Raw genomic sequence first — 20,919 nt, forward strand, 5'->3', positions numbered from 1 at the left:
CGTATGCATGAGCGACACCCCGGACAGCGCCGTCCGTACGTATATCGGACGGCACCGCGACGCCTTTCTCCGTGACCTCATGGAGTGGCTGCGCATCCCCTCCGTGTCCGCCCGGCCCGAACACGCCGCGGATGTCCGGCGCAGCGCCGACTGGCTCGCGGCCAAGCTGAGGGAGACCGGCTTTCCCGTCGCCGAGGTCTGGCCGACGGACGGCGCGCCCGCCGTGTTCGCCGAGTGGCCCTCCGGTGACCCGGACGCGCCGACCGTCCTGGTCTACGGCCATCACGACGTCCAGCCCGCCGACCCGGGGGACGGCTGGCACACCGACCCGTTCGACCCGGTTCTCGTGGACGGCAGGCTCCACGCCCGGGGAGCGGCGGACGACAAGGGCCAGGTCTTCTTCCACACCCTGGGCGTCCGGGCCCATCTCGCCGCCACCGGCCGCACCACCCCCGCCGTACACCTCAAGCTGCTGATCGAGGGCGAGGAGGAGTCCGGCTCCCCGCACTTCCGGGCCCTCGTCGAGGCCGGCGCCGACCGCCTCGCCGCCGACGCCGTGATCGTCTCGGACACCGGTATGTGGTCCGAGACCACCCCCACCGTATGCACCGGGATGCGGGGCCTCGCGGAGTGCGAGATCGAGCTGTACGGCCCCGACCAGGACATTCACTCCGGCTCCTTCGGCGGCGCCGTGCCCAACCCCGCGACCGTCGCCGCCCGTCTGGTGGCCGCGCTCCACGACGAGGACGAACGCGTCACGATCCCCGGCTTCTACGACGGGATCACCCCGCTCACCGAGGCCGAACGGGAGCTCTTCGCCGAGCTGCCCTTCGACGAGGCCGCCTGGCTCAAGACCGCCGCGTCCCACGCCACGCTCGGCGAGGCCGGATACTCCACCCTGGAGCGGATCTGGGCCCGCCCGACCGCCGAGCTGAACGGCATCGGCGGCGGCTATCAGGGCACCGGCGGCAAGACGATCATCCCCGCCTCGGCCCTGCTGAAGCTCACCTTCCGGCTGGTCGCGGGCCAGGACCCGGACGCGATCGAGGTCGCCGTGAGCCGCTGGGTCGCCCGGCGGGTGCCGGACGGCATCCGCTACAGCGTCACGTTCGGCCCCTCGACCCGCCCCTGTCTCACCCCGCTCGACCACCCCGCGCTGGGGTCCGTCGTACGGGCGATGAGCCGGGCGTTCGACGGGCGGAAGATCCGCTTCACCCGCGAGGGCGGCTCGGGGCCCGCGGCCGACCTCCAGGATGTGCTGGCCGCGCCCGTACTCTTCCTGGGCATCTCCGTACCGTCCGACGGCTGGCACGCTCCCGACGAGAAGGTCGATGTGGACCTGCTGCTCAAGGGTGTGGAGACGGCCGCGTATCTGTGGGGGGACCTCGCCGCCCCGCGCTGAACACGGCAGGTCGGCGAAGCGCCCGGGCCGCCCGCCCGGCCCCGCGCACGACAGGCCCCGCCCACACTCCGATCCGCTGTACGCCGACCCGATCCATCCGGGGGAGTTGCAAGTACGTGAGCACCCAACGCCATGACGGCGCAGGCCGGCCCATCGGCCTCACCGTGCCGCCCATCAGTCTGACCTCCCCCAGCGGCATCGACCGCGAGGCGCACCACCGCCTCGACGAGGCATGGCTCGCCGCCGCGTGGAGCCATCCCACGACCAGGGTCTTCGTGGTGTCCGGCGGGCAGGCGCTGATCGACGACACGCCCGACGGCCGTACCGAACTGGTGATGACCCCGGCGTTTGAAGCCCCCCTCACCGAGACCCACCGCTACTTCCTGGGCACCGACGAGGACGGCGTGCGCTATTTCGCGCTCCAGAAGGACACGCTGCCCGGACGGATGGACCAGTCCGCCCGCCCGGCGGGACTGCGCGAGGCCGGGCTGCTGCTCTCGCCGCGCGACGCCGGTCTGCTGGTGCACGCCGTCGCACTGGAGAACTGGCAGCGGGCGCACCGCTTCTGCTCGCGCTGCGGGGAGCGCACGGTGATCGCGGCGGCGGGGCATGTCCGCCGCTGCCAGGCGTGCGGGGCCGAGCACTATCCGCGTACCGATCCGGCCGTGATCATGCTCATCACGGACGAGGACGACCGGGCACTGCTCGGCCGCCAGCTGCACTGGCCCGAAGGCCGCTTCTCGACGCTCGCGGGCTTCGTCGAGCCTGGGGAGTCGGTCGAGCAGTCGGTGCGACGCGAGGTCCGGGAGGAGGCGGGTGTCACGGTCGGCGACGTCGAGTACATCGCCAGCCAGCCCTGGCCCTTCCCGTCCAGTCTGATGCTCGGCTTCATGGCACGGGCCGTCTCGTCCGAGATCACCGTCGACGGCGAGGAACTGCACGAGGCCCGCTGGTTCTCCCGCGAGGAGCTGCGCACGGCGTTCGAGTCGGGGGAGGTGCTGCCGCCGTACGGGATCTCGATCGCGGCCCGCCTGATCGAGCTGTGGTACGGCAAGCCGCTCCCGAGACCCGCCGGCCGCAACTGACGCCGTACCTGGACTGACGCCGTATCTGACGTTTCCGAACTGACGGCGCTCCGAAGCGACGGCGCTCCCGGAGTGACGGCGCTTTCGCGGGCCGGAGCCGTTCTGCCGGCGGTCCGTGGGGGATCGACGACCCGCGTCCGACCGGCGGATCGTAAACGTGCCGGACGGACCGGTCGGCCGGACCCAGCTGACCGCCTCTTCCGCCGGGTCCGGCCCGGCGTCCACAATGTGCGGCGGCCCGCCCCCTCGCGGAGCGGGCCGTGTCGTCTGCCTGCGACAGCGGAGGATCAGGCGCTGAGGGCCTGCTTGACCTGGGCGAGGCTCGGGTTGGTCATCACGACCTCCGTGCCGCCGCCGAAGGGCACGATCTGTACGGTCGGCACGGTCTGATTGCCCCCGTTCGCCTTCTCGACGAAGGCCGCCGACTGCGGGTCCTGCTCGATGTTGATCTCGGTGTACGCGATGCCCTCACGGTCCATCTGGCTCTTCAGCCGACGGCAGTAACCGCACCAGGTCGTGCTGTACATCGTCACAGTGCCCGACATCGTCTCTCGGCTCCTTCGCCCGCGTCTCGCGCGTCCCGCTCGGGACGTGCCGCCGCACCCGTCGGACGGGTGCGCCTACCAGGTGGAACGTATGTGGAGCGGTCACCATTCCCGTTTCCGGGTCCCGCCCCCTATGGGCCCGGACCCGTCCCGGACGCATCACCCGGTCCCGCCCGGTTCCGCCCGGCGCCACCCTGCATCACCCGGTCCCGCCCGGTCCCGCCCGGTCCCGCCCGGTCCCGCCCGGTCCCGCGCCGGGGCGGGTGGGGCCGTACGCGGGCGGGACGGGGCGGCTCCCTGTATTAGTACGACTGCTGCGGCCCGGCTGTGGACAACCGCCGCACCCGCCTCCGGGGACCTGGCAGCATGGCGGTGTGACAGCAGCAACGCACTCCTCTCTCTTCCCGCAGGTTCCCGAGTCGGCGGACGCGGTGCTCGACGGGCTCGACCCCGAGCAGCGCGAAGTGGCGACCGCCCTGCACGGTCCGGTGTGCGTGCTGGCGGGTGCCGGCACGGGCAAGACACGGGCGATCACCCACCGGATCGCCTATGGCGTCCGCGCGGGCATACTCCCGCCCGCCGGCGTGCTCGCCGTCACCTTCACCAACCGTGCCGCCGGCGAGATGCGCGGGCGCCTGCGGCAGCTCGGCGCGGGCGGGGTCCAGGCGCGGACGTTCCACTCCGCCGCCCTGCGGCAGCTTCAGTATTTTTGGCCGAAAGTAGTCGGTGGTGATGTGCCCCGGCTGCTGGAGCGCAAGATCCAGCTGGTCGCCGAGTCGGCCGCGCGCTGCCGTGTCCGGCTCGACCGCAATGAGCTCCGCGATGTGACCAGCGAGATCGAATGGGCGAAGGTCACCCAGACCGTGCCCGCGGACTATCCCGCCGCCGTCGCCAAGTCCCTCCGCGAAGCCCCGCGCGATACATCGGAAATCAGCCAAATCTATGCGATGTACGAGCAGCTCAAGCGTGATCGCGCGGTGATTGATTTCGAGGATGTCCTGCTGCTGACGGTGGGTATCCTCCAGGACCGCCAGGACATCGCCGACCAGATCCGCCGCCAGTACCAGCACTTCGTGGTCGACGAGTACCAGGACGTCAGCCCGCTCCAGCAGCGCCTGCTCGATCTGTGGCTCGGTGACCGGGAGAGCCTCTGTGTCGTCGGCGACGCCAGCCAGACGATCTACTCCTTCACCGGGGCCACCCCCGACCACCTGCTGAACTTCCGCACCCGCCACCCCACGGCCACCGTGGTCAAACTGGTTCGCGACTACCGCTCGACACCCCAGGTCGTCCATCTGGCCAACGGACTGCTCAACCAGGCCCGCGGCCGTGCCGCCGAGCACCGTCTCGAACTGATCTCCCAGCGCGACCCCGGCCCCGATCCCGCCTTTGTGGAGTACGCGGACGAGCCGGCCGAGGCCGAGGGCACCGCGGGCCGGATCCGCGATCTGATCGCCGCGGGCGTCCCGGCCGGCGAGATCGCCGTGCTCTACCGCATCAACGCCCAGTCCGAGGTCTATGAGCAGGCCCTCGCCGACGCCGGGGTGCCCTACCAGCTCCGTGGCGCCGAGCGGTTCTTCGAGCGCCAGGAGGTGCGTGAGGCGGGCGTCGCCCTGCGCGGGGCCGCCCGGGCGGGTGCCAATGACTCCCTCCTCGACGGCGCCGGGGATCTGCCCTCGCAGGTGCGCGCGGTGCTCTCCACCAAAGGTTGGACCAATGAGCCGCCCGCCGGATCCGGTGCCGTGCGCGACCGCTGGGAGTCGCTCGCCGCGCTGGTTCGCCTCGCGGAGGACTTCGTCCGGGTCAGGCCCGAGGCGACCCTCGCGGATCTGGTGGCGGAGCTGGACGAGCGGGCCGCCGCCCAGCATGCCCCGACCGTCCAGGGCGTCACCCTCGCCTCCCTGCACGCGGCGAAGGGCCTGGAGTGGGACGCGGTCTTCCTGGTCGGCCTCACCGAGGGCATGATGCCGATCACCTATGCCAAGACCGATGAGCAGGTCGAGGAGGAGCGCCGGCTGCTCTATGTCGGCGTCACCCGCGCCCGGCTCCATCTCTCCCTGTCCTGGGCGCTGTCCCGCTCACCGGGCGGCCGTGCCTCCCGCCGCCCCACCCGCTTTCTGAACGGGCTGCGCCCCGGATCCGTCGCCCCGGGGGCCCGCGCCGCCGCCGGGGCCGCCACGGCCGAGCGCGGCGGAGGACGGCGCAAGCGGCGCGGGCCCGTGCTGTGCCGGGTGTGCGGTCAGACGCTCACCGAGGCGGGCGAGATGAAACTGATGCGCTGCGAGGGCTGCCCCTCCGACATGGACGAGGGGCTGTACGAACGGCTTCGCGAATGGCGTTCCGGCCAGGCGAAGCAGCTCGGCCAGCCGGCCTACTGCGTCTTCACCGACAAGACCCTGATGGCGATCGCGGAAGCGGTACCCGGTGACGAGGGCGAGCTTGCCATGATCTCGGGGGTGGGAGGTCGCAAGCTTGAACGGTTCGGAGCCGATGTCCTTGCCATCTGTGCAGGCCAGGAGCCTTCGGAGGCCGAAGAGGAGGACTGAGGCAAACTCGTCGGAAAAATAGTTTGCGTACGCCCCGACAATCCCCCTAGGTTCTTAACCACGAGAACCGGCGCTTCTCCGAAGCCCGGTCTTCGTGTTGTACTTATCCGAATACGTGCGATCGGCCCCGGCCGGTCCTTGAGACGCCGAGAGGAGGCGAGTCCAGTGATCAGCAACAACACCAGCTTCATCAGCAACGAGAAAATGACCGATCGCCCGGTCGTCGTCTCCGCATGCTCGCTCGGCCTCTCCGCGTCGCTCACCGGTGGCTTCGAAGCCACCCGTGTGCCCGGCGCCCCCGCGATCGCTCTGGCAGGACTCCCTGTTCTGACGGTGATGGAGCGGCGCGACGAGCGACCGAGCAAGGCACTGGAAGCAGGAGTAGCAGCGGCAGGGGCCAAGGCCTATGCCTTTGCGGCAGCCAGTGCCGGCACCCAGCAGCAGACGCAGTACCACGCCAAGTGGGCCTTCCGTGGGCTCGAACCCTGGAGTGATCCAGCCTGATGAGATCAGGCCGGCGCCTTCAGGGCCGCGGAACCCCACTCGGGATCCGCGGCCTTTCTGTTTTCCCCGAACCGGGAAGCCAGAGCGAAGGGGCATCGGGACAGCAGCACTCGGTACCAGCCCCCCGGCCCGCCGGGGGACCGCCAACCGGCCACCAGCCGGACCGACCAGACGAGGAAGACACCACCGTGCAACTCGAAGCGCACGCCCCGTCCGTACCGCCTTCCGAGGCCATCTCCCCGCCCGCCCTCACGGAGGACTCCACCTTGACCCCGCTCACCGCGCTCACCGCGCTCGACGACGCCATCGAGAACCTCGGCGTACCCGTCCCCTGCCGTTCCTACGACCCGGAGGTCTTCTTCGCCGAGTCGCCGGCCGACGTCGAGTACGCCAAATCCCTCTGCCGCACCTGCCCGCTGGTGGCTGCCTGCCTCGCGGGCGCCAAGGAGCGGCGCGAGCCGTGGGGCGTCTGGGGCGGAGAGCTCTTCGTCCAGGGTGTGGTCGTCGCCCGCAAGCGGCCGCGTGGCCGCCCGCGCAAGAACCCGGTCTCGGCATGAACGCCATCGGGACCATCGACCGCCCCCACACGCACGATCCCCAGAAGCAGGACCCCATGCCGACCAACACGAGCGAGCCCTCCGGCTCCGCCACCCCAGATGTGACCATCACCGGCGCGAACGCCTCGCGTCAGAACAGGACCCGTGAAATGCAACTCATCCCAGAAGCCCTGGCCCGTGCGCATATGCACGAGCGCCTTCGAGAAGCCGAGGCGGAACGCCGGGCCGTACGCCTGGTCACCGCCCGGCGGATGCAGCGCCGCGCCGAGCGCGTCTCGATGCGCGCCCGCCGCGCGCTCGCCATGGCTGTCATGAACTGACGGCGGTCTCGCGGCCCGCGCCGTGAACCGACACCGACGCCCTCAACCGCCGGCACCGGCGAAGAGCGTCACCCTCTCACCGGGGGCCGGTCCGAACGGACCGGCCCCCGCGGTGCGTTGTCCCCGGGGCGGGTCTCCCGCGGGTTATCGTCACGACGTGGACCAGCAGCAGACTCCCCGCCCGGGCCGCCCGGGCGACGAGCGCATCGTGTGTTCCCTGTGCCAGAAGGTCGCCGAGGGACCACCGCCCACCTGGACCTGCTCCATGGAGAACGGCTCCCGCCGCTACCTCTGCGACGACTGCGCACGCGCCAACATCAGAGCGATCGAGAGCCGGCTCGACTCGTCCTGGTGGTGAACGCCTCCCGGCCGGCTCGGGCACTCATATCCGGTCCCCTGCCCCGCGCCTTGGGCAAAGGCCATCGGACCAGGACACTCGACCAAGGGCCCTCGACCAAGGCTCTCGGGCAAGGTCCATCCGCCAGAGCCCTCGGGCCCGGTGTTCTCCACGCCGACCAGTGTCCCGCCCCTCCCGGGGTCCCGTGCCTTACGCCTGCGCCTCGACGGCCGCGCAGTCGACGGACGCCGTCTCAGCGGCGTCCTTGGTGTCCGGGGCATCGGAGTGAGCAGAGTCCGGGGAGTCATCAGGGGCATCGGCGGGCAGAGGAACGGCGGCGCCGACGGCCTCCTCCTCGTACTCCGGCAGAAAGCCGGGGAGCCAGGCCTCCAGCTCGTCCCGCAGCCGCACCGTGGCGTTGAGCTGGCAGAGCACGCCGATGGTGCTCAGGGTCACCCGGTGGATCAGCAGATATGAGGGCGGCAGATTGAGCTGCTTGCCCAGTTGGTGCGCGGGGGAGCGGATATCGGCGATCCGGGCCGCCTGGGTGCGCATCCAGCTTCTGGTGAAGGTGAACTCGTCCACCTCGGCGGGTTCGATGATGGGCAGCAGATACTCCAGCACCGCGTCCGGGTCGAGCTCTATCTCCTCCTTGACGAAGCCCTCCTCGCGCAGCATCTCGTACACCGCCTCGGCGTCGCCCTCCAAGGTCATCCGCAGACACTCGCCGATCGGCTCGGGCAGTCCGCCGGGCAGCCGGTCCACCGTGCCGAAGTCGAGCACACCGAGCCGCCAGCCCCGGCCGTCCTCCTCGTGCAGCAGCCGGAAGTTCCCCGGGTGGGGGTCCGCGTGGAGCAGTCCCGTACGGGCCGGGCCGGAGAAGAGGAAACGGGCCAGCAGCTGACCCGCCCGGTCGCGCTGCTCCCGGGTGCCGCCGGAGATCACCTCCGCCAGCGGGATCCCGTCGATCCACTCGGTCACCAGCACCTGATCGGACTGGTGCACCACATCGGGGACCAGCACATCCGGGTCGTCGGCGAACTCCGCCGCGTGCTCCCGCTGGGCCGCCGCCTCCAGCTCGTAGTCCAGCTCCTCGGAGACCCGGTCGCGGAGTTCGGCGATCAGGGGCTTGATGTCCATACCCGGAATCAGCGGCCCCAGGAGCCGGGCGAACCGGCTGAGCTGGGTCAGATCGGACAGCAGTGCTTCCCCTGCCCCCGGATACTGCACCTTCACCGCGACCTCACGGCCGTCGTGCCACACCGCCCGGTGCACCTGGCCGATGGACGCCGCCGCCGACGGCTTGTCCTCGAACTCCAGGAACAGCTCCCGCCACTCCTCGCCCAGCCGTTCCGCCAGTACCCCGTGAACCGTACGCGTCGGCATCGGGGGAGCGGCGTCCTGGAGTTTGGTGAGGGCGGCGCGGTAGGGGCCGGCGACATCCTCGGGCAGCGCGGACTCGAAGACGGACATGGCCTGCCCGAACTTCATCGCACCGCCCTTCAGTTCACCGAGAACCTTGAAAAGCTGCTCCGCGGTGCGCTGTTGCAGCTCACGGGTGACGATTTCGGCGGATTTCCCGCCGATCCGTCTGCCCAGCCCCAAGGTGGCACGGCCGGCGAATCCCAGTGGCAGCGCGGCCAACTTGGCGGTCCGGGTGACCGCCTTCCGGGGAAGATCAGACATGCGCCCCTCCAATTCCCAGTCAGCCGTGCCGCGTATGCCGGTCGGCGATGCTCGGTGACGCGGTTACCCCGCCATTGTCTCGTGTGCGGACCCGAAGCCCGAGGTGTCCTGCCCCTCACTTTTCCCCGAGGCGCCGCATGAGCAGTCGGCATGCGGCGCGATCCTCTCCGATCTCCAGTCGAGCAGGGGCAGTGAAGTCTCCCAGCGCTTGCCCGTGCTCATCGGCAGTTCTCCGTCGAGGAACGACAGCGCGTGAGCCGCGGCCGTGCCCGCGACGGCGGTGGCGAGCGCGATGTCGCAGGCGGGTACGGCCACGCGGCGGCCTCCCGAACGCCACTGGGCCAGCAGCCGGTGCCATCCCGGATCGCGCTCGGCCCGGCCCCGGTCCAGGCAGTCGGCGCAGGCCGTGCCACCCGGCAGGACCAGCGGCCCCACGACTCCCGTCGCTTCCACGACCCCCGCGTAGAGATGAGGGGTGCCGGTGGCGATCCAGTCCACGGCACCCGCCGGGTCGGGCGCATAGGCCGCGAGTCCGTCCCGGGGGCAGACCACCACCAGTGACAGCCCCGGTGTCCCGCCGCCGGAGGCCGCGCCACCGGTGTCGCTGACCCGCGCCCCGGTGCCACCCGTGATGCCCGCGCTACCCGTTCCGCCCGTGCCACCGGGGCCGCCGGACCGCGGTGGCCGCAAGGGGGCCGACCGGCGGACCAGTCGGCGGGCCGCCGAGTCCCGCCGCTCACCGACCGCTTCGGCCGGCAGCCCGCCGGGTGCCACATCCCATGGCTCGGCGCACCCGCCGTCCAGTACCTCGACCTCTCCCACGCCGGACGAGGAGAGCAGCGCCGCCACCGTAGCCCCGACCCGCCCCGCGCCCATGACCCGGACGCGTGCGGTCCTCCTGGCCGCCAGCCGCCGTATCCCTCCGCCCGGTTCGGGATGGACCACGGACAGGGATGCCAGATCGGGGCGCAGCCGGTCGAGAGCGCCCGTCTTCGTCCGTAACGCGTCGGCGGCCGGGCCGCCGGCTTTCGGGTCGTCGATCAGGCCCGCTGCCGCCAAGCGCCGGACCAGGGCGTCCGCGTGGCCGTCCGGCAGGCCCAGCGCCCGGGCCTCCTCGCGCAGCAGCGGCAGTCCCCGGGTCCCGTCGAGCATGTCCAGCAGGGCACCGGTCGCCGTGTCCACCGGGCCGACCGACACCGCGTGGGCGGGCGTCACCCCGAACTGGACCGTCTGCCGCTCACGCCATGCCCGCCGCAGCGCGGGTTTCACCGTCGGGTGCATTCTCCGTTCCCCCGTTCTTCTCGCTGGAATACGCGCCGCTCGAACATCCGTGGTCCGAACATCGCGCTTGATGATGTACAGAAATGCGCTGCTGTAAAGCCGGATCGAGTCGGCTGTCCGCCCCTGTCTCCGCTGGTCCGCCGCTTCGACCCGTTGTCAGAATGCCCGCGGCCGTCGAAGGATGTGAAAAGTTATCCACAGGCTTGGGGTATTAGTCGTTCAAATGGTGCAGCCAAGGAGCGGATCGGACGAGATCCGCCCCGGAGGCGGTGCTTCCCCCGCTTTCAGCGGGTAACGTCAGGGCGTGTCCGTCGATCCTTCCCCTCGCGTTGCCGGGGATACCCCGCCGCGCGGTGGGGGGAGCCAGCAGCGCGCTCCGGCAGGCCGCCCGCCCCGCGGATCGGGGACGAGCGCGGTCGAGGTCCGCAGGAGCGCGCGCCGCAGCAGGACGGTGTCCGCCTATCGCGAGGGCGACCGCACCATCGTTCTGATCCCCGCCCGGATGTCCGAGGCGGAGGAGCGGCGCTGGGTGACCGTGATGCTCGACAAGCTCGCGGCCCAGGAGAGCAGGCGCGTCCTCGGTGACAGCGAACTGACCCAGCGCGCGGAGCGCTTGTCCGAACAGTATTTCGACGGACGTGCGCGGCCCACCTCTGTGAGATGGGTGACAAATCAGAACACCCGATGGGGCTCGTGCACCCCGGCCGAGGGCAGCATCCGTCTGTCCCACCGCCTCCAGGGCATGCCCGAGTACGTCGTCGACTACGTCCTCGTCCATGAACTGGCCCACCTCCTGGTGCCCGGACACGGCCCGCGTTTCTGGCGGCTGCTGGAGGCGTATCCCCGTACAGAGCGGGCCCGTGGCTATCTGGAGGGCGTCGTCGCGGCCGAACGGCTGCCGCATCTGCCCACGGCCGGCGGGGAGTAGCGGCCGGGCGTCCAAGGGGAGGCAGACGACGGCTCCGAACAGTCCCCGACCGGGGCCTTCGTGCCGTATGCGCGGCCGGTCGCCACGTACCGAGTCTGTCCCGGCCACTGTCCGACCTTGGCTCAATGTAGGGCTCAGCCGTTAGCCTGACGCGACGCAATCATCATTCGGGATGGGGGACGGTCGTTACGCATGGCCAGGGAATTCCAACGCGGCCACAAGGCCAAGATCAGTGATCTCACTCCGGGAACGGATCTGTACGTAGGTGTCCAGATCGCGGCCCCCGGGCTGACCTTCGACATCAGCTGCTTCGGCCTCGACGCCAACGAGCAGCTATCGGACGACCGGTACTTCATCTTCTTCAACCAGCCGAAGTCGCCTGAGGAGTCCATCCAGCTGCTCGGCGCGCAGTCCGGCGACACCGAGTCCTTCCGCGTCACCCTCGACCGCATTCCGGCGAACATCCACAAGCTGTCCTTCACCGCCACCATCGACGGCGCCGGACAGATGTCCCAGGTCGGCCCCGGGTACATCCGTATCGTCGCGGGCGGCGAGGAGGTCGTGCGGTACGCGTTCACGGGCTCGGAGTTCACCACCGAGCGCGCGGTCATGCTGGGCGACTTCTATCTGAAGGACGTATGGCGGTTCGCCGCCATCGGCCAGGGATTCGACGGCGGCCTCGATGCGCTGCTGAAGAACTTCGGCGGTGAAGTCGCAGAGGAGCAGCCCGGCGCCCAGCAGCCGGGGGGCGCCGCACCGGGATTCGCGCCGCCCGCCCAGGCCGCCGCTCCTCCCGCGTTCGGAGCACCGTCCGCTCCGCAGGCACCGCAGCCCGCGCCGTCGTTCGGGGCGCCCGCACAGCCCATGGCGCCCGCGGCCCACGCCCCGGCGCCTCCGGCCCCCGCGCCGCCGCAGCCGAATCCGCAGATGCACGGGACAACGGCACCCCCGGCCCCGATGCCCCCGCAGGGCACCGTGCCGCCGCCCGCTCCCGCCCCGTACGGACAGCCGCCCCAGCCCCAGCAGCCGCAGTTCGGCCAGGTGCCGGGACAGACGCCGGGCATGGCGCCGCCGCCCGGTGCGCCCGCGCCGTTCGGGCAGCCGGCCCCGGCGCCGTACGGGCAGCCCCAGGGAGTTCCGCAGGGCGTCCCGGCCGCCGGAGCCGGACTCCAGGCAGCCCTCCAGCCGTTCGGCGAGACACCCACGGGCCAGCGCTGGACCCTGCAGAACCAGCAGCTCATGCGGGTCGACGTCGCGATGGGCGGCACCGCCGTGCTCGCCCGCCAGGGCAGCATGGTGATGTACCAGGGCAAGGTCGACTTCAGTCACAAGGGCGCCGGTTTCATCGGCCGCAAGATCGGCAACGCCACCGGCCAGGAGATGCAGCTGATGCGCTGTACGGGCCGGGGCCAGATCTTCCTCGCCGAGGACGCCGCCCATCTGCATCCCGTCGAGCTCCAGGGCGACGGCATCTGCGTCTCCGCGGAGAACGTCCTGGCGTTCGACGAGACCCTTCAGTACGAGGTCCGCCGTATCGAGGGGCACGGCATTCCCGGCGGCGCGCTGTTCACCATGCAGTTCTCGGGCACCGGCACCGTCGTCGTGAAGACGCACGGCACCCCGGTCGTCCTGCCGGTCACACCGACGACCTTCGCCGACTGCAACGCCGTCGTCGCCTGGTCGTCCGCCGCCCAGGTCGTCCTCGCCACCCAGGTCCGGCTGCGCCGCAACGCGTATCCCGGACACAGCGGGGAGACCGTGAATCTCCAGTTCCGGGGAGCCCCCGGCAACTTCGTCGTCGTTCAGCCCTACGAGGTCTGAGGGAGCCCGGACACATGAACCAGCAACTCGCGGGCTACGCCCCGACCCCCATGGCGGCCCGGATGGAGAACCACGGCCGCACCATGCTCAAGGTCGCCATGGCCTCCGGCCAGGACCTCTACGCACGCAGCGGCTCGATGGTCGCCTACGAGGGCTTCATCCAGTACGAGGCCGATCCGCCGGCCGCGCGCCAGGCCGCCGCCCAGTGGGTGACCGGTGAGGGCAGCCCGGTCATGAAGTGCTCCGGCGACGGACTGCTCTATCTCGCCGACTACGGCGCCGATGTCGTGGTCATCCATCTCAACAACGACTCGATCTCCGTCAACGGCACCAATGTGCTCGCCTTCGACGCCCACCTCCAGTGGAGCGTCGAGAAGGTCAAGGGCCTCGCCAAGCTCGCCGGGCAGGGTCTGTGGAACGTGGAGATCGCGGGCACCGGCTGGATCGCCCTGACCTCCCGCGGCACGCCGATCGTCGTCGACTGCGGCCGGGGCCAGGACGAGACCTTCGTCGACCCGGACGCCCTGGTCGCCTGGTCGCCGCATCTGAAGGTGAAGGGCAAGCGCAGCTTCAAGGCGGGCGCACTGATCGGCCGCGGCAGCGGCGAGGCGTACCAGATGGCCTTCTCGGGCCAGGGCATCGTCGTCGTACAGCCGAGTGAGGACAGCACCGACCGTCTGCGGATCCGGGGCTGAGGGGGAGCGAGAACACACCATGCAGAGCCCACTTTTCAACTACGGGGAGCAGCAGTCCCAGGAGCGCTACGCCATCCAGAACCCGCAGCTCCTGCGGGTCGCGCTCAACGGCAGTGACGACATCCTGGCCCGCAAGGGCGCGATGGTCGCCTTCCAGGGGCTGGTCGACTTCGACGGCGAGTACCAGTCGCCGAACCAGAGACGGCGAGGTCAGGTCACCGGTGAGAGCCTGGAACTGATGCGCTGTTCCGGCCAGGGCACCGTCTATCTCGCCAACCTCGCGCAGTACATCCACATCGTGGATGTCGACAGGGACGGTATGACCGTCGACAGCTCCTTCGTCCTGGCGCTCGACTCGGGGCTGCACACCGAGATCCTCGCCGTCGACAGCGAGTACGGCATTTCCGGATCCGGGAAGTACCAGCTCAACATCACCGGTCAGGGCAAGGTCGCGCTGATGACCTCGGGCCAGCCGCTGATGCTCTCGGTCACCCCGGAGAAGTACGTCAATGTCGACGCCGACGCCGTGGTGGCCTGGTCGACCCAGCTGCGGGTGCAGATGCAGGCCCAGACCCAGTCGACGAGCATCACAAGGCGGCGCGGCAGCACCGGCGAGGGCTGGGAGCTGAGCTTCCTCGGCCAGGGTTTCGCTCTGGTACAGCCCAGCGAGGTCATGCCGCCGCAGAATGCCCAGATCGGCGGCGGTCTGCGCGGTCAGTTCGGCGCGGACGGCCAGAACCGGAACAACGCCTGGAGCTGACGCTCACGGAGTACGGGTCAACAGGTAAGGGGCGTCCGCTAGGCGGGCGCCCCTTACTTGTCACCGCTTCCCTGAGGATGGCGCCACTACAGCGCCGCGCGCGTGCGTTCCAGCAGCCGTACGACCGACTCGTCGGCCACCTCCGGCACCTCGTCGTAGGCGAACCAGCGCAGCTCCAGGGACTCGGCGCTGATCCGCTCCATGGCACCGGCCGGGGCGAGCGCCGCGTACTGCACATCGAGATGCCAGTGGCACGGTGCCGGGATCGCGTGCCGGTCCAGGCGCACCGGCGCGGGGGCTCCCGACGACAACAGCGTCAGGCCCTCGATGCCCGACTCCTCCGTGGCCTCGCGGAGCGCGGCCGCCGCGAGCGTCGGGTCGCCCGGCTCGCAGTGACCACCCATTTGGAGCCATATGCCGAGCTTCCTGTGCAGCGTCAGCAGCACCCGGCCGCGCTCCGGGGCGACCACCAGGGCGCTCGCCGTGATGTGCCCGGCCCCGCACGACTTCCACATGCCGTCGGAGTGCGCCTCCAGATGCTCCAGATACCGCTGCCGCAGCTCTTCCTGGTCCCCGTAGTCCTTCAGTACGAGAACGGCGTCGTCGTGGAGGCTCACCGGCCGGAGCCGTCCTTGCCGCCGTCCTCCTGGTCGTCGCCCTTGGCACCGCTGTCCCCGGGCGCCGCGCCGGGCTCACCGGAGGCCGCCTCGCCGAGCATTCTGTCCAGCTCCGAGAAGTCGAGCTGCTCGCGGTGGACGAAGCCGTCCGGATCGTCGAGATCGGTGGCCGTCGGCAGCATGTCCGGGTGCTCCCACAGGGCGTCCCGTCCGTCCATACCGCGTGCGTCGGTGAGCGAGGCCCACAGCCGGGACGCGTCCCGCAGCCTGCGCGGACGCAGCTGGAGACCGATCAGGGTGGCGAAGGTCTGCTCGGCGGGCCCGCCGGAGGCACGCCGCCTGCGCAGCGTCTCGCGCAGCGCTCCGGCCGAGGTCAGACGGGTGGAAGCGGCCTCGTGCACCACCGCGTCCACCCAGCCCTCGACCAGGGCGAGCGCCGTCTCCAGCCGGGCGAGAGCGGCCTTCTGCTGCGGGGTGTCCTCCGGCTGGAACATGCCCTGCTGGAGCGCTTCCTGGAGCTGCTCGGGGTGGGTCGGGTCGAACTGGCCGACCACGTCCTCCAGCTTGCTCGTATCGACCTTGATGCCCCGCGCGTATCCCTCGACCGCGCCGAACAGATGCGACCGCAGCCACGGCACATGGGCGAAGAGACGCTGATGGGCCGCCTCGCGCAGCGCCAGATACAGCCGCACCTCCTCCCGGGGGACACCGAGGTCCTTGCCGAGCGCCGCGATGTTCAGCGGGAGGAGCGCCGCCTTGCCGGCCGGGCCGAGCGGCAGGCCGATGTCGGTCGAACCGACCACCTCGCCCGCCAGCACTCCCATGGCCTGCCCGATCTGCTGGCCGAACATCGCGCCGCCCATGGAGCGCATCATGCCGATCAGCGGGCCCGCCATGGCCTGCATCTCCTCGGGCAGCACACCGCCCATGGCCTGACCGACCCGCTCGGCGACCGGGTCGACCAGCTGCTTCCACGCGGGAAGCGTCCCTTCGACCCACTCGGCGCGGCTCCACGCCACCGCTGTGCCGGCGCCGGACGGCAGTGAGGTCACCCCGTCCAGCCACAGGTCGGCGAGCCGCACGGCCTCCTCGACCGCGGTACGGTCGGTGGGGCTCACGCTCTCGTCCTTGGTGCCGTCCGCGGTGCCCTGGGAGACCGTCTGGCGGGCGATCTGCTTGGCCATGTCCCAGTTCACCGGGCCGCCCTCGTAGCTCAGCATCTGGCCGAGCTGCTGGAAGGCGGCACCCAGGTCATTGGGGTTGAGAGAACCGAACATGGCGGCGAAGGGATTGTCCCCGCCGCCGTCCCCCGGGCCGAAGCCGAAGGGGTTCTGGGGGGAGGAGCCGCCGGCGCCGTGGCCACCGCCGGCGGGATCCTTCTTCTTGCCCTCGTCGCCGCGCTCCGGCTCCTCCGGCGGAAGGCCGAATCCGAATGGGGTGTCACTCACGGGGTTCCTCGGCTCGTAGGGCCGCCGACTCCTGGCCGACGGCGAATGCCCTGACAACACCACCCAGCGTAGACATCCCGGCCCGCATATGGGTTCGGTGCTCCGTCGGCTCGTGGCCTGCGGCAGGATGGACGCCACCTGGTCCGTACGCGTCATTCGCTTACGTACTGAAGACAACCGCTGGAGACGCCCGGTGAGTTCCCCAGATCCGCAGGTTCGCGGAGCGCGAAACCGCTCAACCCCGACCCCCGGCGAAGGTCCCGCACCACGCGGGCCCGTCGTCGCGGTCACCGGTGCCGCCACGGGCGTCGGCGAACTGCTGACCCGGCGGCTGGCCGCGTCGGAGGAGGTCAGGCAGGTCGTCGCGATCGACGAGCGCCGTGGCGAGATCGCCGACGCGCAGTGGCACATTCTCGATGTACGGGATCCGGCCATCGCCGAGAAGCTCCGCGGGGCGGACGTCGTCGTGCACCTGGCGCTTGATCTCGATCTGGAAACGGATGCGGCCGCCCGTACCGCGTACAACGTACGCGGTACCCAGACCGTGCTGACGGCCGCCGCGGCGGCCCAGGTGCCCCGGGTCGTCCTGTGCACCTCGGCCATGGTCTACGGGGCACTGCCCGACAACGACATCCCGCTCTCCGAGGACGCGGAGCTGAGGGCCACCGCCGAGGCGACCGGTGTCGGCGACCTCCTGGAGATCGAGCGTCTCGGCCGCCGCGCCCCCCGGGCGCACCCGGGGCTCAACGTGACGGTGGTAAGGCCCGCCGTCCTGGTGGGCGGTACTGACACCGCCCTCACCCGCTACTTCGAGTCGCCGCGGCTGCTGGTGGTCGCCGGATCGCGTCCCACCTGGCAGTTCTGCCATGTCGACGACCTGGTGAGCGCGCTGGAGTACGCGGCGCTGGAGAAGGTCGAGGGCGAGCTGGCCGTCGGCTGTGACGGCTGGCTGGAGCAGGAGGAGATCGAGGAGCTGAGCGGCATCCGGAGGATGGAGCTGCCCTCGGCGGTCGCCCTCGGCGCCGCCGCCCGGCTCCACCGGATCGGGCTCACCCCCTCCCCGGCGGGGGACCTCGCGTACACGATGCATCCCTGGGTGGTGAGCGTGAGCCGTCTCCACGACGCGGGCTGGCGTCCGCAGTGGACCAATGAGGAGGTCCTGGCCGCGCTGCTCGAAGAGGTGGAGGGCCGCCATACGGTCGTGGGCCGCCGTCTGGGGCGCAAGGACGCCACCGCCGCGGGTGCCGCGGGCGCGACGGTCGCCCTGCTCGGTACGGCGGCGCTGGTACGCCGGGCCCGCAAGGCGCGCCGCAGGCTGTAGGCGTCCCCGGGCCGGAGCCTGCCGGACCGGGGATCGAGGCGGGGGATCGGGCCGTTTCCGGTTGTCAGTGGCGTACGGCACGATGAGGGTCATGACCAGCTGGCTCGATCATCCCGGTGAATCGGCGACGGACGACCCCGTCCGGCTGCTCGCGATCCGTGACGCCCCGCTCTCCGTCGACGAGGTCTTCGCGGCGGTCGGCGAGGACGCCGCGGGGGGCACGGCGCTCTTCGTGGGCACCGTGCGCAACCACGACGGCGGCGCGGATGTGGACTCCCTCGGGTATTCGTGCCATCCGAGTGCCGAGGCCGAGCTGCGCCGGGTCGCGGAGAAGGTCGTCGCACAGTTCCCGGTACGGGCGCTGGCGGCTGTACACCGGGTGGGTGAACTGGCCGTGGGCGATCTTGCGGTGGTCGTGGCGGTGTCCTGCGCCCATCGGGGTGAGGCGTTCGACGCGTGCCGCAAGCTGATCGACGACCTCAAACGGGAGGTCCCCATCTGGAAGCACCAGAAGTTCTCGGACGGAACAGAAGAGTGGGTGGGAGCGTAGCGACTTCGTTGTGGGGTGGTGGTCGGGTGACGGGTGGGCGGGTGGGAGCGTAGCGACTTCGTTGTGGGGTGGTGGTCGGGTGACGACCCCCTTGGGGATGGTGAGCCCCTCCTCAGGGTGAGGGCCGGGGGCTGAAACCAATGAACAACCCAAGCGCCCCGATTTGCGTAACCGTGCACCTGCCATGAGCGTTGAAACCGGCAGATGATTAATCTGTTGATAACCCAGCTGGGCTGGCTCATGGGGTAGGGAGGTCGCGATGGCAGCACTCGCCTGGTTGCTGATTCCGCTTTTCGCTGCCGTCGGTGCTGCGATATGGGGAGGCTGGGCCTCACGGAACCGGGCGACCGGGGATTTGGCCGAGCTGGCCGGTTATGCGCGGTTCCGCGATGCGATGGAGAAGGCCGGTTCCGGAAACAACGCCGCTCCCTAGGTAGAGGGGAACCGCTGGTCGTGCTGCGCCCGCCGGCCCCGGGCCCGGTCGCCGGGCAGCCACGTACGGCCCGGCCCGGGCGGTCCTCCGACAGCTGTTTCCCGTACTGTCGTTCCATGCCACGCCGCACCGTCACGATGCTCGCATCGACTCTGATTCTTGTCGTGCTGCTCTGTGCCGGGTTGCTCATCCCGACGAACTATTCGGAGATGTCGCCCGGCCCCACGGTCAACACCCTCGGTGATGCCGGCGGCGAACCTGTTCTGCGTATCTCCGGCCGCAAGACCTATCCGACGACCGGCCATCTCAATATGACGACGGTCAGGGTCACCGGGGCCGACTACCGGATGAGTATCATCGAAGCGGTCTATGGCTGGCTTGCTCATGACAATGTGGTCGTTCCGCACGACACGCTCTATCCGGACGGGCAGACGGAGGAGCAGTCGACGCAGGAGAACGCGGAGGAGTTCAGCCAGTCGCAGGAGAGCGCGAAGGTCGCCGCGCTGAAAGAACTGAAGATCCCCGTGCAGTCGCGGGTCGTCGTGGCCGCCGTCTCCAAGAACGCTCCGGCTCAGAACAAGCTGCACGCGGGCGATGTCATCAAGGCCGTGGACGGTACGCCGGTCCGGACGCCGGAGGATGTGCCCGAGCTGGTGACCAAGAACAAGCCGGGCGAGCAGGTCGTCTTCACGGTCGTCCCGGCGAAGGACGCGGCGGCGGCGGAGAAGGCGGGCAAGGAGCCGACGACCACCGAGCAGGTCACGATCACCGCCGGAAAGTCGCCCTCCGGGGACAAGGCGCTGATCGGGATCCGCGCGGGGACCGATCACACCTTCCCGTTCACCATCGACATCAATCTCGCGGATGTGGGTGGCCCCAGCGCGGGGCTGATGTTCGCGCTGGGCATCGTGGACAAGCTGACCCCCGGCAATCTGACGGGCGGCAAGTTCGTCGCGGGCACGGGGACGATCAACGACGACGGCGAGGTCGGCCCGATCGGCGGAATCGCGATGAAGCTGGTGGGCGCGCGGAAGGCGGGGGCGGAGTACTTCCTGACACCGAGCGACAACTGCGCCGCGGCCGCGTCGGACACCCCGAGCGGGCTGACCCTGGTGAAGGTGAAGACCATCGCCGACGCGACGAAGGCGCTGGAGAAGATCACGTCGGGCGACACCGCGGATCTCCCGAGCTGCTCGAAGAACTGAGCCCGGGGCCCGCGACCGCGCAGTCCGGGCGACCGCGCAGTTCCGGCGACCGCGCGGCCCCCGCACCCGCCGGAACCCGATCCCGCACCCCCACCCGGAACCGGTGCGGGCCCCCGGTGCAGGCCCCCGTGACCCGCCCCGGGCCGTTACGCCTCGAAGGTCGCCGAGAGCGCCTCCGCGAGACCCGGGACCAGGCCCGAGCCCGTCAGGACCTCCCTCGGGGAGTCCTTCTCACGCAGCCGGAGCGCGGACTCCCGGGTCCCGTCACGCAGGACGGCCACCGTCATCCGCACCTCCTGGCGATCCGGGTGTGAGTTCACCCACTCGGTGAGGGCCGCGTCGTCGAGGTCCTCGGGAACCGCAGCCTCCGCCGAGGAGGGGAGCATCTGGCGCTCCACGGTCAGGGCGCAGCCGGTCACCGCGTCCGGCCAGGCGATGGTGCCGAGGAACTCGTCGAGCGCGGTGCCCGCCGGGATCTCGTCCTGCTCGATCGGGGTGAGCGGCGAGGCCGCGCTGTCTCCTTCAAGGCCGAGCTGGGCGGCGAGAGCGGGTTCCTGGGCGCGCAGTTGAGCCGTGTCGACGAGCGCGAAGAGCCTGGCGGGCTGGTCCCAGCCCAGCTTCGCGGCGTACTCGTCGATCTCCAGAACGGCCCGGGTCAGCGGGGTCGCGGCGATCGGGCCCGCCCCCGGAGCGGTCGGATCGGAGGGGGTGGAAGGGGAATCGTTGGACATGGGCAATATCCTGCCTCCTTCCGGGCCCGGGACGGGAACTAGGTAAAGCCTCAGTAAGTTGCACTAGTGGGCTCTACGATCGCGGGGCCCGCCTGACACGACCGTTCCACACGAGTGTGACCGGTCACACGATCGCGAACTTCGAGG

21 protein-coding genes are annotated in these 20,919 nt (G+C 70.6%); 15 read left to right on the forward strand and 6 right to left on the reverse strand.

Annotation, left to right across the window (positions count from 1 at the left end; translation table 11 throughout):
* Window positions 1-7 precede the first annotated feature (7 nt).
* The gene (locus tag ACIBCM_RS11265; protein ID WP_399241763.1) at window positions 8-1,402 is read left to right on the forward strand and encodes a dipeptidase; all 1,395 of its coding nucleotides are present in this window, start codon (window positions 8-10) and stop codon (window positions 1,400-1,402) included.
* Between the two features lie 152 nt (window positions 1,403-1,554).
* Entirely contained in the window at window positions 1,555-2,487 is a 933-nt protein-coding gene (gene nudC, locus ACIBCM_RS11270) for an NAD(+) diphosphatase (RefSeq protein ID WP_399242096.1), read from the forward strand.
* A gap of 287 nt (window positions 2,488-2,774) precedes the next feature.
* Here the strand turns inward: nudC and ACIBCM_RS11275 are convergent, their stop codons facing one another.
* On the reverse strand, window positions 2,775-3,032 hold the full coding sequence (locus tag ACIBCM_RS11275) for a mycoredoxin (protein WP_399241764.1): 258 nt from the start codon (window positions 3,030-3,032) through the stop codon (window positions 2,775-2,777).
* Window positions 3,033-3,406: 374 nt separating this feature from the next.
* Between ACIBCM_RS11275 and ACIBCM_RS11280 the strand changes: the two genes are divergently transcribed.
* The 5 genes from ACIBCM_RS11280 (at window position 3,407) to ACIBCM_RS11300 (ending at window position 7,317) form a co-directional block, all read left to right on the forward strand.
* Window positions 3,407-5,578, forward strand: coding sequence for an ATP-dependent DNA helicase UvrD2 (locus ACIBCM_RS11280; protein WP_399241765.1), 2,172 nt, complete (start codon window positions 3,407-3,409; stop codon window positions 5,576-5,578).
* A 165-nt stretch (window positions 5,579-5,743) separates the two neighbouring features.
* Complete coding sequence (locus ACIBCM_RS11285; protein WP_399241766.1) at window positions 5,744-6,082, forward strand: hypothetical protein; 339 nt, start codon at window positions 5,744-5,746, stop codon at window positions 6,080-6,082.
* A gap of 188 nt (window positions 6,083-6,270) precedes the next feature.
* The gene (locus tag ACIBCM_RS11290) at window positions 6,271-6,639 is read left to right on the forward strand and encodes a WhiB family transcriptional regulator (RefSeq protein ID WP_399241768.1); all 369 of its coding nucleotides are present in this window, start codon (window positions 6,271-6,273) and stop codon (window positions 6,637-6,639) included.
* Window positions 6,636-6,959, forward strand: a complete 324-nt coding sequence (locus tag ACIBCM_RS11295; RefSeq protein WP_399241769.1) for a hypothetical protein — start codon at window positions 6,636-6,638, stop codon at window positions 6,957-6,959. Before ACIBCM_RS11290 ends, ACIBCM_RS11295 begins: the two co-directional genes overlap by 4 nt.
* A gap of 157 nt (window positions 6,960-7,116) precedes the next feature.
* Entirely contained in the window at window positions 7,117-7,317 is a 201-nt protein-coding gene (locus ACIBCM_RS11300) for a hypothetical protein (RefSeq protein ID WP_399241771.1), read from the forward strand.
* A 189-nt stretch (window positions 7,318-7,506) separates the two neighbouring features.
* On the opposite strand, the gene ACIBCM_RS11305 is transcribed toward ACIBCM_RS11300, so the two are convergent.
* Together ACIBCM_RS11305 and ACIBCM_RS11310 are read right to left on the reverse strand one after the other, a co-directional pair.
* Window positions 7,507-8,982 (reverse strand): ABC1 kinase family protein, encoded by a 1,476-nt coding sequence (locus ACIBCM_RS11305; RefSeq protein WP_399241772.1) that lies wholly within the window; start codon window positions 8,980-8,982, stop codon window positions 7,507-7,509.
* A gap of 63 nt (window positions 8,983-9,045) precedes the next feature.
* Window positions 9,046-10,263 (reverse strand): ThiF family adenylyltransferase, encoded by a 1,218-nt coding sequence (locus ACIBCM_RS11310; RefSeq protein ID WP_399241773.1) that lies wholly within the window; start codon window positions 10,261-10,263, stop codon window positions 9,046-9,048.
* A 304-nt stretch (window positions 10,264-10,567) separates the two neighbouring features.
* Here ACIBCM_RS11310 and ACIBCM_RS11315 point away from each other — a divergent pair, with 304 nt between their 5' ends.
* The 4 genes from ACIBCM_RS11315 (at window position 10,568) to ACIBCM_RS11330 (ending at window position 14,467) form a co-directional block, all read left to right on the forward strand.
* Window positions 10,568-11,191 (forward strand): M48 family metallopeptidase, encoded by a 624-nt coding sequence (locus tag ACIBCM_RS11315; protein ID WP_399241774.1) that lies wholly within the window; start codon window positions 10,568-10,570, stop codon window positions 11,189-11,191.
* A gap of 192 nt (window positions 11,192-11,383) precedes the next feature.
* Window positions 11,384-13,012 carry a TerD family protein gene (locus ACIBCM_RS11320; protein ID WP_399241775.1) on the forward strand — a complete coding sequence of 543 codons (1,629 nt, stop codon included), beginning with the start codon at window positions 11,384-11,386 and terminating at the stop codon, window positions 13,010-13,012.
* Between the two features lie 14 nt (window positions 13,013-13,026).
* Window positions 13,027-13,707 (forward strand): AIM24 family protein, encoded by a 681-nt coding sequence (locus tag ACIBCM_RS11325; RefSeq protein ID WP_399241776.1) that lies wholly within the window; start codon window positions 13,027-13,029, stop codon window positions 13,705-13,707.
* A 19-nt stretch (window positions 13,708-13,726) separates the two neighbouring features.
* On the forward strand, window positions 13,727-14,467 hold the full coding sequence (locus ACIBCM_RS11330) for an AIM24 family protein (protein WP_399241777.1): 741 nt from the start codon (window positions 13,727-13,729) through the stop codon (window positions 14,465-14,467).
* An 86-nt stretch (window positions 14,468-14,553) separates the two neighbouring features.
* Here ACIBCM_RS11330 and ACIBCM_RS11335 read toward each other — a convergent pair whose 3' ends face one another.
* Together ACIBCM_RS11335 and ACIBCM_RS11340 are read right to left on the reverse strand one after the other, a co-directional pair.
* Window positions 14,554-15,084 carry an NUDIX hydrolase gene (locus tag ACIBCM_RS11335; protein ID WP_399241779.1) on the reverse strand — a complete coding sequence of 177 codons (531 nt, stop codon included), beginning with the start codon at window positions 15,082-15,084 and terminating at the stop codon, window positions 14,554-14,556.
* Window positions 15,081-16,532 (reverse strand): zinc-dependent metalloprotease, encoded by a 1,452-nt coding sequence (locus ACIBCM_RS11340; RefSeq protein ID WP_399241781.1) that lies wholly within the window; start codon window positions 16,530-16,532, stop codon window positions 15,081-15,083. Before ACIBCM_RS11340 ends, ACIBCM_RS11335 begins: the two co-directional genes overlap by 4 nt.
* Before the next feature lie 193 nt (window positions 16,533-16,725).
* Between ACIBCM_RS11340 and ACIBCM_RS11345 the strand changes: the two genes are divergently transcribed.
* From ACIBCM_RS11345 to ACIBCM_RS11360, 4 genes are all read left to right on the forward strand, one after another.
* Window positions 16,726-17,853: an SDR family oxidoreductase gene (locus ACIBCM_RS11345; protein WP_399241782.1), complete on the forward strand. Its 1,128-nt coding sequence runs from the start codon at window positions 16,726-16,728 to the stop codon at window positions 17,851-17,853.
* Window positions 17,854-17,944: 91 nt separating this feature from the next.
* Window positions 17,945-18,403, forward strand: a complete 459-nt coding sequence (locus tag ACIBCM_RS11350) for a molybdenum cofactor biosynthesis protein MoaE (RefSeq protein ID WP_399241784.1) — start codon at window positions 17,945-17,947, stop codon at window positions 18,401-18,403.
* A 259-nt stretch (window positions 18,404-18,662) separates the two neighbouring features.
* Window positions 18,663-18,836 (forward strand): hypothetical protein, encoded by a 174-nt coding sequence (locus ACIBCM_RS11355; RefSeq protein ID WP_399241785.1) that lies wholly within the window; start codon window positions 18,663-18,665, stop codon window positions 18,834-18,836.
* Between the two features lie 116 nt (window positions 18,837-18,952).
* Window positions 18,953-20,041 (forward strand): PDZ domain-containing protein, encoded by a 1,089-nt coding sequence (locus tag ACIBCM_RS11360; RefSeq protein ID WP_399241786.1) that lies wholly within the window; start codon window positions 18,953-18,955, stop codon window positions 20,039-20,041.
* A 146-nt stretch (window positions 20,042-20,187) separates the two neighbouring features.
* On the opposite strand, the gene ACIBCM_RS11365 is transcribed toward ACIBCM_RS11360, so the two are convergent.
* Window positions 20,188-20,772 (reverse strand): PPA1309 family protein, encoded by a 585-nt coding sequence (locus tag ACIBCM_RS11365; RefSeq protein ID WP_399241787.1) that lies wholly within the window; start codon window positions 20,770-20,772, stop codon window positions 20,188-20,190.
* Between the last annotated feature and the right edge of the window lie 147 nt (window positions 20,773-20,919).

The sequence above is a fragment of the Streptomyces sp. NPDC051018 genome, from assembly GCF_044456085.1.
In the GTDB taxonomy this organism is placed as follows: domain Bacteria; phylum Actinomycetota; class Actinomycetes; order Streptomycetales; family Streptomycetaceae; genus Streptomyces.